The following is a 14,115-nucleotide window of genomic DNA, read 5'->3' as shown; positions in this document are numbered from 1 at the left end:
AGATGGTTTGTCTAAACGGCATTGCAAGAATAAAGAGCCTACATATTGAGAGGCTGCAATGGCTGCTTATAAATAGAAAAAGACTCTATGACAGCGTTGGGCTGAAGGAACAAAGATATAGTACCGGATATCGGAAATGAGAGAAACATTAGGCGCGGGGCAAAAGAAAAATAGAAAGGACCTGTCTGAGCGCTGCCGCGGCAGCGTGGACAGGCCCTTTCGTGAGGTATGCCACAAAAAATTTACATGGAACGAATATCCTTATACACCTGCTTTGTTTCGGCGGTCCATTTCGGCGACCGAAAAGGAACGCTTTGGCGTATAACCCGGAAGCGGCTGTATTTTCTGGTGATATGCGTCGAGAAACCAATCAGCCTGCGGAAAGAAAGAATCCTCCAATTCATATACGGGGGTGATCCAGTTTCTGGCGCCTAACACAACAGGCGGAGCATCCAGATAATTGAACAGGGAGGAACAGATATTCTGGGCGAAATCATTGATGATGGAACCTTTCTGACATGCGTCGCTTGCGATGATGATACGGCCTGTCTTTTTTACAGATTCCTGAACCGGACCAAAATTAAAAGGAACAATGCTCCGCGCGTCGATCACTTCCGCGCTGATTCCATACTGATCTTCAAAGAGCTTTGCGGCCTCTATCGCCTTATACAGCGTAGCGCCAATGGTCAGGATCGTAAGATCGGAGCCACGCCTTTTGATATCCGGCTCCCCAATCGGGATTTCATAATAATCCTCTGGAACGCCGCCTTTGTGGAAAGTTTCGCCAATACCATAGAGAGATTGACTTTCAAGATAAATAACGGGATCCGTTCCGGAGAGAGCGGAGTTAAGAAGCCCCTTTGCGTCATATGGGGTGACGGGGAATACGACCTTAAGACCGGGAACGTGTGCGCAGATACTCGACCAGTCTTGAGAGTGCTGCGCGCCATATTTTGCACCCACGCCCATACGCAGAACGACCGGCATTCTCACCTGTCCTGCAGTCATACTCTGCCATTTTGCCAGCTGGTTGAGTACTTCATCGCCTGCGCGGCCAAGAAAGTCACAGTACATCAGCTCAGGAAGCGCTCTGCCGCCCATCATGGCATACCCGACGGAAGCGCCGACAATGGCGGATTCCGATATCCCGGAGTTGAAAAGCCGGTGATAAGGAACAGACTTATCGAGGTCCTTATAAGCCCCGTAGGCGCTGCCCCAGATCCTTAGGTCTTCGCCGAACGACACCAAGGTCGGATCCTCATAGAATTTATCCAGAACAGACTCAAAAATCGCGTCGCGCAGCTGAACGACTGCGGAAGAAGGCAGCTCTTTACCGTCCTTTATCCCGTCGCGACTCTTTTTCTTCAGGCGCTGAAGGCGCGGGTTTTCTTCCTTAGGCGCACAGACCTCAACGGGAGTATCCGCCATTTTAGGCATGTGCTGGTTGGAATACATATATTTTTCAATGCTGTCCGGCTCTCTCAATAGGTCCATACGCGGAGAGATGTTATCATCGACCGCCAGCTTGAATACGGAAAAAATCAGGCTGCGTACTTCTTCCCGCAGGGAATCAGCTTGTTCCTTTGTCAGGACAGCATTTTCAACAAGCTGTTTTTCATAATCAGCAATCGCATCCTGTGCCTCCCAAGCGTTGATTTCTTCTTGTGTGCGGTTGGGATTGGCGTCCGATGTGGAGTGACCGGAGAAACGATAGGTGATAACATCGAGGAGAGCCGGGCCTTTTCCTTCTTCGAGCAGCTTTTTTTTGCGTTTCATTGCATCGATCACGGCGAATACATTGAAACCGTCTATACGTTCCGCATGCATCTGATCTGGATTGATGCCGGCGCCCACACGTGCGAGTATGCCGTATGCCATGGTTTCGCCGCTGGTTTGGCCGCCCATGCCGTATCCGTTATTGTTAAAGTTGAAGAGGATCGGCAGGCCGCCTTTATATCCTTCTTCCCATAGCGTTTTATATTGATCCATAGAAGCGAAATTCATAGATTCCCATACCGGGCCGCAGCCGAGCGAGCCGTCGCCTGCATTGGCAACTATGATACCTTTTTTCCTCATATTCTTTTTGTAGAGCGCCGCACCTGTCGCGATCGGTGCGCTGCCCCCGACGATGGCGTTGTTGGGATAAACGCCGAAAGGAATAAAAAACGCATGCATAGAATTGCCGAGGCCTTCCGCAAAACCATTTTTGCGGCCAAATATCTCCGCCATAATACCATATAGGTAGAAACGTTTTGCGGTTTCACGGACATCAAGGGAAAAATGTTCTTTTACGACACGGTATTGCGCTCCGCCGTTTGAACGCTCCATGATCTCCTCAAGTTCCCGGTCTGTCAGCTTGCGCAAAGCAGAAAAGCCTTTTGCAATCAGCTCGCCGTGGCTGCGGTGCGTACCGAAAACCGCATCGTTGCAGTCGAGCAGGAACGCTTGACCGACAGCGACGCTTTCCTGACCGATACCAAGATGTGCCGGACCGGAATAGTTGTAAGCCATATCGCAATATTTGCCTGTCAGACGGAGATCCTGCATCATAGTTTCGAACTCGCGGATCGTCAGCATATCGAAAAAGATATTGATGAGCTCTTCGCTGGTGAATTCGCCGAGGACGTCCTTCATTTTTTTCTGATAGTTGTTCAGTGGAATATCCTTGAATGCGGATGTACCGCGCGCTCTTATTTGAGCCGGATCAAGATACAGTTCTTTTGTCATGATTTTGATTACCTCCTAAAAGTTACATGAAAAGCACTTCGCGAATAATTTCGCAGACTGTCGGATGAGGAAAGATCGTTTTCCGGATGCTTTTTACCGGGATCTTATTCTGGATCATCAGCGCAAGAGAATAAATTATCTCGGAAGCATAGGCGCAAAACAGTGCCGCTCCTAAAACCGTTTGTCCTTTTTCATCAAGGATCAGTTTACAAAAGCCCTCGCTTATGCCATATTCGGCAACGTGCCGTCCGCTTAGGTTGATCGTTGCTTTTTTGACCACTGTTTTGATTCCCCGGGAATCCGCCTGCTGTTCCGTAAGACCGCAGAAGGCAGCTTCCGGCTGTGTATAAATCACGCCGGGGACTGCGGCATAATCCATTTCGTCCGGCACTCCTGTCATATTATTGATTGCTACTTCAGCTTCACGATAGGCAACGTGGGCAAGCATGTACTTTCCGTTTACATCACCCGCCGCATATAGATTCGGTATATTAGTCTCACAGTGGAGATCTGTTGAAACCGCGCCGCGCTCCACATAAAGGCCCATATCGGAAAGACCCGGGATATGAAGGGACGGCCTTCTTCCTACACACAGCAGAAGTTTATCATAAGGCAGGTCTTGATTGCCGGAAGGTGTTTCGATACGTGCGGTTTTTCCGGACACATCAACGACCTTGCTTCCCAAGATAAATTTGATCCCCGCTTTTTCCAGATGAGTTTGCAGCGCGAAGGAAAGCTCGGCGTCGATTGGGCCGCCGATCTGCTCCAGCATTTCGACGACGGTGACCTTACTTCCCGCGATGTTGAAATAAGCAGCCATTTCAAGACCAATAACGCCTGCCCCTACAATGACAAGCTCTTCAGGAACTTCCTGCAGCTCCAAAATTTCGCGGCTGGTAAGCACCGAGCCGTCTCCAATGCCGCCTGCAATGCCGGGGATATTGGGAATGACGGGTTCGGAACCGGTCGCAAGCAGTACTTTTTCTGCGCAGAAAGAGCTTCCGCCGCACAGAATAGTGAACCCATGCTCCGCCCTGCGTAGCCCCGCTTCGCCCCGTACGACGTCGACCTTTTTACGCGTGAGGGCGGAGGATACGCCGCCGACAAGCGTATTTACCACAGATCGTTTGCGGGCAAGCACCATAGTGTGGTCAAGCGCTGCATTTTCACAGCAAAGGCCTAAGTCTTTGCCTTTATGGTCTTCATATTCAAATATTTTTGCGGAATAAAGGAAAGTTTTAGTGGGAATGCACCCTTCGTTGAGACAGACGCCGCCGACTGTCCGCTTTTCCGCAAGCAAAACTTTTTTTCCGGCGTCAGCCGCGCGTTCCGCCGCGAGATACCCGGCAGGCCCGCCGCCGATTATGGCAATATCATATGATTCCATGATATGTTCCTCCTATACGAGTTGGTCAAATTGCTCCAGATTTTTGCATACCGCTTGCAGAAACTTGGAGGAAGGCGCACCGTCAACGGCGCGGTGGTCATAGGTGAGAGACAAATGGCCGGCCGGGTAATATAGGATGCCTTCGCTTGTCTTTTTAACTGCGTAATCAATGGTTCCGATGCCAAGAATGCCTATTTGGGGCGGGTTCAGGATGGGGGTGAATCCGGTTACGCCAAATCCGCCGAGGTTAGAGACCGTAAAGGTCGCCCCCGACATTTCCTCCGGACGGATACTCCCATCGCGGCATTTCGCTGCAAGCTCCTTGAGCTTTCTCGACAACTCAACGAGCGAAAGCTCCTGAGCCTTTTGGATGGTGGGAACCATGAGTCCGCGTTCCGTATCGACCGCGCAGCCGAGATTGATATCATCGAAATATTTGATTTCCTCATCGCTGACCATATGCGCATTCATATAATTGAACTGCTGAAGTGTTTTTGCCGTTGCGAACAGGACCATATCCGTGATCGTGACATTTTTTTCATCCCCCGGCGACAATTTCAGCCATTCGCGGTATCGCTGGATACACGAAGCATTGTAGGTCATGTGTGAAGTGAGCTGTGCGGTACTGGACAAAGAACGCACCATGTTTTTGGCAATCGCACGGCGGATCGGAGATGTTTTTTCGAGCCGTGAATCGTCTGTGCGAACCGCAGCGGAAGCCTCAGGCACCGAAGGCGCTGCTTGCGCCGCGGGAACGGGAAAAGCTTCCATCGCACGGATCACATCCGCTTCGATGACCCTGCCTTCCGCACCGGACGCAGTGAGCAGGGATGCATCTACAGCGTTTGCCTCGGCAAGCCTGCGTGCGCGGGGAGATAAAAAGCCTCCTGTCTGAGACGCCGGTGCAGGCGCGGATATGGATGCCTCTGTTGTCGGGGGAACGGGTACGGTCCTCTGTTCCTGCACGGGTTCGGCTTCCGTTCCGGCTTTTGCTGGCTGGATACCGCTGATATCCTCTCCCGGATTCCCGATGACGCAGACCGGCGTCATTACAGGAACGACATCATAGGGTTCATAGAAGCGTTTCAGAACTGTTCCGCCTGTTTCGGAATAAACAGTCATAGAGGATTTGTCCGTTTCGATGGAAAAAAGCTCGTCGCCATTTTGGACCGGATCGCCTTCGGACACGAACCATTCGCCGAGCACGCTGGCGTCTTCGTTAAGCCCGAGCCGAGGCATATTTACAACTTCTGCCATATTGTTTTCCTCCTTAGTAAAGTCAGATTTGAAAAACCGATTGCAGTATACCATTGCAGAGCTCTATGTCCAGCAAAAAGGAAAGATCCGGCAAAAATCCCACAAAAAAAACCTTTTTGAAATTAGTTTCAAAAAGGTTTTCGGCTGCGGGCAAGAATCTATTTTTTAAGCAAACGGGCTTTTTTCAGGATATCTTTCGCCGTAATTTCGTCTGTATAAAGGCGGTTCACGATCCCGCCGCGCAGGGCGCCCAAGATGGCATGGCTTTTGTGTTCGCCGATCGCGATGCAGATACGGTTTTTCTTTTTCTTAAGGTCTGCAAGAGGAATGCTCATGATCCGGCCGGTAATATTACTCTGGATCTCGTTGCCGTTGATGTCGAAATTACGCCCTGCAACATCGCCGACGCCTCCGCTGTGTGCGATTTTATTATAAACGCTGAGATTATAGGTCCCTTCATCCGTCAGAAAAGTATCCTTTAGGTCTGTTCCCCCTACGGAAAGGATAACGGTTTGCGCCTTGCGGCAAAGGTTCATGACGTAGCGTATATTGGAATCGGATAGCAGTACCTGCGCAATATGTTCCGTATCGACCAACAAGGGAGCCGGCATGACAAAACCCTGTGCAGAAAAAATATCCGCGAATTTTTCGATAATATGAGTTGCTTTCATAGAAGCGATGGTTCCTGTCACGAAGCCGCTCAGCATACAGATTTTTACGTCCCGTTTTTCCTGCGAGGGGGGAATCAGGTTCTTAGCGAGATATTCGGTTGTACGCCCCCATGTGACTCCGACAGTCTCGCCGTCCTCGATATATGCGGGAATATCGCGTGCGGCATATGCGCACACATCGTCAAGCCGCGGGAGGTAATCGTCTACAAATGAGGGAAGTACTGTGCAGGGAATGCCAAAGAAATCGAACAGCTCCTGCTGGAGGTGAATTACCGCCTCGCCCGAATAATTGATTTTAAATTCGACATATCCAAGATCGACCGCTTTACGGATCAGGCGGGAGACCGTAGACTTGGAAACATAGGCTTTCCTCGCGATCTCTTCCTGACTGATACCAAGCTGGTAATATTGCTTTGCAGCACTGATCATCAATTGAAATTCTTTTTCGTTCATACGTTCTCCCGTCCGAAATGGATTATTTATTATTATACCACATAGGCAATGGGCAAGTAACAAACCGGCCTGACATATCGTTCCTCCCGCCGCATGGGAAGCAGGCTCATCCGTGACCGGACGTACTATATTTATAGTTTGGAAAAGAAATATAAACAGCTGCCGAACGAAGCCGGAGGGAAGGAGACGACACTGCCGGAAGATGCAGGAACGGAGACGGATTCCCTGCCCAAAAAATATAAAGTATAAAATTATTCTCTTCATTTCACCCGGATTTATCCGCTGTTCGTCATTTTTTGTACAGAGGGGCCGCAAACGCGGTCTTATCTGCTATGATATTTTTACCGGTTTCGTGCGCACCGCTGCGGCGCGCGCGGAAGCTTATTATATAAACTGTTCTGATTCGTCAGCTTATGGAGGGCTCGATATGAAAAAAATTGTGTGTATGATATTGGCTGCCGTCATGATATGCTCGCTCGGCGCGACAGGCTTTGCGCAGGACGGTATTCCGGAGAGCGGCGGGCTGCCGCCTGTTCAGGATAGCTCCGTCAATGATGCGGAAGCGCCGCCGTCCGCTCCGCCGCAGGAAACGGATGCTTCTCCGGGGGAGAGCGGCCCGGAAAATGCCGGACCGTCCCCGTCTGCGGTTGTTTCGCCGCAGCCTGCGCAGGTACAGAGCGCGGATGCTGCCCCTGTCCCGAGCGCGGCTCCCGCATTGGGAGAAACGTCCGGCGCGGGCGGCACGGCAGTGTCGCGCGGTATTATCGGCAGGATCAGGGAGCCGCTGTCTGAACGGGCAAAAGAACTGCTCGAGACGCAGATCGTACTGGCGTTGGAGGATATGTCGGAGGATGGAAGCGAATTTGCCGGAGGCCTGCTGTTCTTCTTCTACAATGCGACCGATTATACGCTCGTTGAGATATACGAGACAGTGCTCGAAACGCTGGAGGTCGTCAATGAGATTGACGACGAAGTGGACGCGCTCACCATACGGATGGAGGAGCTGTTCGATGAAATAGAAAGAGGATTTGCGCAGAACGCCTATAACGACTGCGCCGAGGATCTGGACGCGGTATACGGACGTCTCGCCCCGCTTTGGGAGGATTACACGGCGCTTCTGGCGAAGGCCGACGCAAAAGCGGAGGACGGCGAGATTTCGGAGCCGGAAGAGCTTGCGATCCAAGGAAAAACAAAAGAACTGATGCAGGATATCTACGCAGTCTACGGTCCTTTTGGCGTCTCGAGCTTTGAAAGCGACCTTGAACTGGTGCACAATGCGATGTACAGCCCGTCCGGGCGCACGACGTTCACGGACGCGCAGATCGAACTGTCCCGTCTGAATCTTCCGTTTGAGCATCAGATCGTAGACGAAGCGGCTGCGGCGTTCAATTACGGGGCGGCTCTGCAGACGGCCCTGCTCTGGCTGTATGGAGAATATTCAAACTATATGCTGAGCAATGATACCGTGCTGAACGACCCGCAGGTAACGCTCCATCCGTTTGCGGCGGTCGGCGATCAGACGATCGAAAACCTGAACGCGCAGGCGGAGAAAAGCGGCATAAACGAGCTGATGACGCCGGAGGAGGTCGAGACGAGCATCACGCTGGCCGACGGCACAGTGCTGCCCGCCTATCATGTGATCGTGAACGCGGACGGGCACGAATATATGATAGGCCGGGAAACGCTGCGGCTGGGTTCTGCCGTCACGAGCTATAGCAGGGAAAACGATATCTACCGTCAACCGAGCCACGAGGGAAAGCTGACCAGTGCGGACGGGCGCTGGTATATCCCGGCGACCGAGAGCGAGATGAAAACGCTGTTTACCTCCACGATCACGAACCCCGGCTCGTGGCTGTCGGATCAGGGCAAGCTTTCCCTGCCCTCGCATGACGCGCTTCTTTTGGCCGATATCAGCCAAAAGACCGAATCGCGCCTGAACGGTATCCAAAAGCAGTACATCTATTCGTTCGATCAGGGCATGCTGGATTCCCACCACCTGACGGGAGACAGGGATAAAGTAACGGCTAATTCCTATCACGACATAGTGGATGAAGATACGAGCGTAAAGTGGGCGGGCCGCTCAGAGGAAATTTTATTCCAAGATACGGAGCTGCTGTATGTTTTCTTTGATAAGAGCAACCAGACGGCAGGGATCCCTACGGACGACAATGGTTTCCTCGCGCCCAGCGATCCGACGACTCTGCCGGATGAGATCTATCTCGGCGAGGGCAGCGGGCTGAACCTGACCAAACTGAATTCCACGGATATGCTCAATAAGGTGGTGGTCGTATCGGGAAACGCCGCGATTTTAGGCGGCGGACGCACCTACCAGAACCTCCAAATCCAAATGCGCCCCGGGGCGGATCTGACGGTGGACGGCCTGAACATAGACCACAAGAATATGAATAAGGCGGCGGTCGACGTATATGCATCGGACGCGAAGCTGACCGTAAGGGGCGAATGCAGCTTCCGCGGCGGCGCGGGGATGTATCTGGATAAGGACAGCGTGCTCGATGTGAAAGGAGAGGGCGAAGGCGCAGCTATTACCATTGCCGGAACGTGGGGATTCAACGTCCATGAGGACAGCTATGGGAATTTTCTTGGGCCGACAACGGCAAGGTTTGACGGTCTTGCGGTTTCCGTACAAGGCACGGAATATGGGCTTCGCGGGTTGTATTGGATGGAATGCAGAAACTGCGACGTATATATAAGCGGCGACAAGTGCGATCTTTATACACGGACGACCGGCGGAGTGAACTGCTATTTTTACGACTGCAACGTAACGATAGCCCATAATACAAAAAAAGATCATCATGTGAACGTGAAAATATCTGAATCTACGGCGATCAACACGCCGGTAAGCTACAAAATAAAGACCGCTACCAGTTATGTCAAGAACGCCGAGAGCAAGTCGGATATTTACCTCTACCTTACGGGAACGGACCGGTCCGGTAATACTGTGACCACCAACGGAGTCAATATTACGGATTTAGCGGGCGGCAAATTTACCAATAACAGTTATGATAATTTCTATACGGATTTTGACGTGTATCTGACGGATATTGATTATATCACGCTGGTCAACAAGGGCAGCGACGCATGGTATCCGGACTGGATCGAGATCACAAACGATTATGAACTGCCGAATCCGGAGACCGGAGAAGAGTGTTACTATCATTTCAAGGTTGATTCGTTCATCGATACGAAAAACTATGAGTACCGGTTTACTCATGACGGCAAACGGAACGCGCCTGCAACGGTTGGCTCGACACAGCCGATCAGCGATGAAGAGCTGATCGCCATGCTGGAAAAGGCAGGTGCGCCGAGCACCCTGCAAACGACCGTGGACGATGGGCATACCGTTTCCGCGCAGGTTCTCGCAGCGCTCAAGCGTTTGGGGCAGCGGCTGCAATATGCCGTAACGGACGCGGACGGGAACACGCTGTACCAGTGGAAATTTGACGGCACAAAAATTACGGATGCTTCCCTCCTGACGAGGCTGGGCATCACGATCGCAAAAACGCAGGAGGATGATTACGGCGGCCTGCTCGCGGGAAAAGACGGGCTGGTACTGCGCTTTGCGCACGACGGCCTGCTTCCCGGCGGAACGCAGGTCCGCGTCAACGCCGCGCGGCACGGCTATGCCGAGGGCGATATCTTTACGCTGTATCATATCGGGGACGGCGCGCTGAAAACGGCGGCGGAGGGCCTCGTTGTGGGAGAAGACGGATTCGTCACGCTGGAGATATCCCATTGCTCGGATTATGCGCTGGTCAAAACAGGAACGGGCGGGAGCGCGAACCCGAAAACAGGAGACGGACGCGATATTGCTCCGTGGCTCGCCCTGACGGCGGCTGCGGCAGGCGCGGCGGCGTTTTGTGCGGCCCGTTTGAGAAAACGGCGCAGGGGGGATATTTCCTGAGAAAATGCATGAAAATAAACACGGCCCGGAAGCATCAGGCGGCGCTTTCGGGCCGTTGTTTGCCTAAGGACTATTCTGCAAGAGGCAGACGGACGGTAAATTCGGTTCCATGTCCCTCCTCAGACTGCACACCGACGTCGCCCCCATATTCCTGCGCGACGGTACGCACGATATAGAGCCCCATTCCGGTTCCCCCATCGGCCGAACGCGTCGTGAAAAAGCGGTCGAACACGCGCGGGAGGATGTTTTTCGGAATACCGCTTCCCGTATCCCGCACCGAAAGGAAAGCGTCTCCGTTCCGGCAGGAAAGCGACAGTATAATACTGCCGCCCGGCGGGGTAAAGCTGACGGCGTTATACAGCAGGTTTTGAACGAGCCGGGTAAGCTTCTCCGGATCCGCATAGACCGTGCAGGCTCCCTGTTTCGGCAGTTCAAGGGAAAAAATTTGGCCGTCCATCTCCACATCCGGCTTGTTGAAGCGGTAAAGGTCACGGAGAAAGACGCACAGGTCAAGCCTTTTGCGGGGCGTTATCAGACGGTTTTCAGCGGCGTATTGCTGTACCTGCCTGATGCGGTCGCTGAGCATGCCGCACTTTTCCTCGATGACTGCAAGCTGTTTCCGCGTCTGCTCATCCAGCTGCACATTGTTGCTGCGTACCATCTGTGCGTAGGAAAGCATAAACGCTGCCGGCGACTTCATATCGTGCAGGAACCGGGAGATCAGGTCCTCACGTTCGCTTACCATCAGACGGATATCATGGGTCTGCCGCTCGACCTCTTCCTGCAGATGTTGGGTGAGCCGCAGGTTTTCCTGTACGACGGCATAGCTTCTGCGCACCACGAGAATGCCGAAGCATACGACAAGCGCCAGCGCGCCATATTCCTCCATCCAGCCAAAGCGCATGGGCTCAAAGGTGCTTACGGTAAGCGCGCCGGCAAGTATTCCCGTACCGTAAAATCCGGAGCCGGCAAATATCCATGCCATGTTGTCTTTCCCGCGCAGCGTTCCGTAGAAAGAGAGCGCGGTCAGGATCCCGGCGCTCAAAAAACGGTATACGGTGACGAGTGTTCCATACCACGCGGCAAAAGCAGGAAAAACGGGCAGAATAAACAGCGGAATGATCCCGCCCACGAATACCATCGTAAGCGCGGTGCGGGAGATGATGTGGGCAAACCGCGTATGAGACAGGCCGCATACCTGCAGCGCTATGCAGAACGTTCCCCATAGGAGCAGCAGGAATGCCGCGTCCTCAAGCGCGTAACACAGGTTTACGGCAGACGTTCCGAATGTCCAAATAAAAGCATGGGCCGTCCAAACGGAAAAAGCAAGGGCGAGCACTCCGAAGCTCTGTATCAGACTGTTCCGTTTCTGCCGCTTCCCCATCCAAAAAGCAGCGGAAAACACTGCGGCGGCAAGCGTGCCGAAGCAAAGGAGCCCATAAAAAGCGAGCCGTGCCGCGCGAAGCTGTCCGACCGCCTGCGCCGTTCCAAGAACAGGCGGATAGGTGAGTCCGCTGTAATAATGTGTGGCATTGACGGTCTGCAGGACGATCTCGTTTTCTTTGGCCAGAGAAAATGAGACGGCCGTGTCACGCACAAACGGAGCATACGGCTGTGTAGAGCCGCATTCTGCTGCCAGCCTGCCGTTGATATAAAGCCGGAACGCGCAGAACACCTCCGGCAAAAGCAAAGAGGCCGTGCCTTCCGGGCCGCTGTAGGAAAAGCGGAGACGCCATGTCGCGCTGCCGTAGGGATCGCCGTCCGAATGGAACGAAGAAAGCGTCAGGTATTCTCCCACAAAAGCATCGGTCGGCCGGATATCCCCGGCTGAAAGCTCCGACGGGGAAAGGAGGCGGTCGGGATACAGCTCCCAGCCGTCCGCCAGACTGACGCCCGCCGCAAGGTTTTGCCGCGTTACGGAAAGGATTCCATCTTGCGAAACGGGAACTCTGTCGGTATACTTGTTATCGTAATAGAAAATAAACGTAAAAAATACGGCCGCAAAGCAAAGAACGATGCCGAATATGATTATAGAACTGCATGCTGTCCGTATTTTCATAGGATCACCTCGTTTCCAAAGAAAGGAGCGCCGTTTATGTCAGAGCGACGGTTCCTGCGCAAGGCAGGTCTCATTCTGGCTGTATTGCTGGTTTTTTTAAATATTCCCATTATATCATACGCCTCCGGCATGGAACAGACGGACACACAGGAAACGGTGTGGGAGGAGGCGTCCAGTTTTGCGGAGCTTACGGAAAAGCTGGATTCCATGCGGCAAACAGGCGGGAATCTGCGTCTTACGGCAGATATTACCGTTGAGCAGGGAGAAGCCTATGATTTTATTGCACCGCAGCTCATGGGAAAGGAGCCGGTCCTTTTGGACCTTGGCCCATACACCATTACAGTGCGGGGAACGCTTGCGCTGTATCCATACCTGCATATCACGGGACAGGGCGGGCAGGATGGCCTGTTCCATGTAGAGGAGGGCGGATGGCTGGAAGTGTGGAGCATAACGGTCTCCGCGCAGGACGGCGTTGCGATACGGCAGGAAGACCGCTCTATTCTCGCCTATGGCAATCTGTTTGACGGAATGCCGGATTTCGCGTGTGAGGGGGAGATCATCCTTGCCGGCCCGGTCGCGGTGCCGAGATCGGCGGATGACCATGAATATCTTCCGGTTTTATATGTGCGCGACGGCGAGCGGCTGGAGGATGTTCTTCCCGAAACGGACCGCGCGGCTTTCTATGAAAACGGAACGGTCGATTATGAGCGCGACCTGCCTGTTTTATGGGATACCGAAGCGTTCGCCGGGCAGATCGGGCGCAAGGAACGCTTTCTGCTCACCGGAACCTACAGGGACGCGGCGGATTTTTCACCGCCGCAATGTCTGGTGACATTCGAGAACGGGAATCCTGCCACACTGCTTGCCTGCAGCACTTCCGCTATGCAGGGAGGGCTGATCGGCGACGTATGGGTCGCGTTTCCCCGGCCGGGCCCGGAATGCCGGCTGGACTGGTCTTCCGATGGGGAGCACTGGCAGCCCTGTGTATTCGAGATACAGCGCGAGCAGGACGGCAGGATACAATATGCAATAGAGCTCCCGGGAGCAAGCTATCCGTTTTATCTTTCCGCTGCCGTCCGATCGGAAACGGGCGGGGAAAGCTATTCCGATACCATCCGCATCGATGGTCCGGACGATACGGGAAAGATCGGCGGCAACCGCGGCGGCGGAACGGATATTTTAGAGCCTGACCTGCCGCCTGTTGTTTCCTCTCCCGGACAGGAGCAGGAGGGGCCATCCTTGTCTTCTGAGGCTTCTTCCGGCCAGAACGGCAGCGGAACGCCTGCTGCGGAACCGGATAAGATGGCACCGGCTGAAGCCGGTGCGCCCGCATCCGCACGGGAACAGAACGGCTCTTCCCCAGAATATGAAGAGCAGCCGTCGCCGTCTCAGCCGGTGCAGGAGGAACCATACGACGAAAAAAATGCCGGACAGGAGTCCGGAGCTGCGGAAGAGCCCGCCGAGGCATCCTCCGCGCAAAATATACAGAAAAAGCCGGAATATATGGCTCCCGCGCTGCAAATCATAATAGGCGCTGCGGTCATCGCGGGAATTGCTGCGCTCGTATTCACATGGGGGACCAAAGCCGGACTTGGCGCCAAGCTCAAGCGGCTTTTCCGTAAAAAGCAATGAAATACAG

The 14,115-nt window shown here is 53.3% G+C and carries 7 protein-coding genes; 2 read left to right on the top strand and 5 right to left on the bottom strand.

Annotation, left to right across the window (positions count from 1 at the left end; genetic code table 11):
* Window positions 1-261: 261 nt before the first annotated feature.
* From PUP29_RS07220 to PUP29_RS07205, 4 genes are all read right to left on the bottom strand, one after another.
* The gene (locus PUP29_RS07220) at window positions 262-2,727 is read right to left on the bottom strand and encodes an alpha-ketoacid dehydrogenase subunit alpha/beta (RefSeq protein WP_353422848.1); all 2,466 of its coding nucleotides are present in this window, start codon (window positions 2,725-2,727) and stop codon (window positions 262-264) included.
* 22 nt (window positions 2,728-2,749) lie between these two features.
* The gene (lpdA, locus tag PUP29_RS07215) at window positions 2,750-4,114 is read right to left on the bottom strand and encodes a dihydrolipoyl dehydrogenase (RefSeq protein WP_353422847.1); all 1,365 of its coding nucleotides are present in this window, start codon (window positions 4,112-4,114) and stop codon (window positions 2,750-2,752) included.
* Window positions 4,115-4,126: 12 nt separating this feature from the next.
* Window positions 4,127-5,371 (bottom strand): dihydrolipoamide acetyltransferase family protein, encoded by a 1,245-nt coding sequence (locus PUP29_RS07210; protein ID WP_353422846.1) that lies wholly within the window; start codon window positions 5,369-5,371, stop codon window positions 4,127-4,129.
* A 158-nt stretch (window positions 5,372-5,529) separates the two neighbouring features.
* The gene (locus PUP29_RS07205; protein WP_353422845.1) at window positions 5,530-6,495 is read right to left on the bottom strand and encodes a sugar-binding transcriptional regulator; all 966 of its coding nucleotides are present in this window, start codon (window positions 6,493-6,495) and stop codon (window positions 5,530-5,532) included.
* A gap of 427 nt (window positions 6,496-6,922) precedes the next feature.
* Here PUP29_RS07205 and PUP29_RS07200 point away from each other — a divergent pair, with 427 nt between their 5' ends.
* The gene (locus tag PUP29_RS07200) at window positions 6,923-10,417 is read left to right on the top strand and encodes a PLAT/LH2 domain-containing protein (protein WP_353422844.1); all 3,495 of its coding nucleotides are present in this window, start codon (window positions 6,923-6,925) and stop codon (window positions 10,415-10,417) included.
* Between the two features lie 70 nt (window positions 10,418-10,487).
* Here PUP29_RS07200 and PUP29_RS07195 read toward each other — a convergent pair whose 3' ends face one another.
* Window positions 10,488-12,476, bottom strand: a complete 1,989-nt coding sequence (locus tag PUP29_RS07195) for a sensor histidine kinase (RefSeq protein ID WP_353422842.1) — start codon at window positions 12,474-12,476, stop codon at window positions 10,488-10,490.
* Between the two features lie 36 nt (window positions 12,477-12,512).
* On the opposite strand from PUP29_RS07195, the gene PUP29_RS07190 reads away from it, so the two are divergent.
* Window positions 12,513-14,108: a hypothetical protein gene (locus PUP29_RS07190; RefSeq protein ID WP_353422841.1), complete on the top strand. Its 1,596-nt coding sequence runs from the start codon at window positions 12,513-12,515 to the stop codon at window positions 14,106-14,108.
* Window positions 14,109-14,115 lie beyond the last annotated feature (7 nt).

The sequence above is a fragment of the Christensenella massiliensis genome, from assembly GCF_040409835.1.
Classification (GTDB): Bacteria; Bacillota; Clostridia; order Christensenellales; family Christensenellaceae; genus Christensenella; species Christensenella massiliensis.
This window is presented reverse-complemented; position numbering and strand designations above follow the sequence as displayed.

Coding starts and splice junctions, on each gene's coding strand:
- PUP29_RS07190 (WP_353422841.1), top strand. CDS start 12,513: ATGTCAGAGCGACGGTTCCTGCGCAAGGCAGGTCTCATTCTGGCTGTA.
- PUP29_RS07195 (WP_353422842.1), bottom strand. CDS start 12,476: ATGAAAATACGGACAGCATGCAGTTCTATAATCATATTCGGCATCGTT.
- PUP29_RS07200 (WP_353422844.1), top strand. CDS start 6,923: ATGAAAAAAATTGTGTGTATGATATTGGCTGCCGTCATGATATGCTCG.
- lpdA (WP_353422847.1), bottom strand. CDS start 4,114: ATGGAATCATATGATATTGCCATAATCGGCGGCGGGCCTGCCGGGTAT.
- PUP29_RS07205 (WP_353422845.1), bottom strand. CDS start 6,495: ATGAACGAAAAAGAATTTCAATTGATGATCAGTGCTGCAAAGCAATAT.
- PUP29_RS07210 (WP_353422846.1), bottom strand. CDS start 5,371: ATGGCAGAAGTTGTAAATATGCCTCGGCTCGGGCTTAACGAAGACGCC.
- PUP29_RS07220 (WP_353422848.1), bottom strand. CDS start 2,727: ATGACAAAAGAACTGTATCTTGATCCGGCTCAAATAAGAGCGCGCGGT.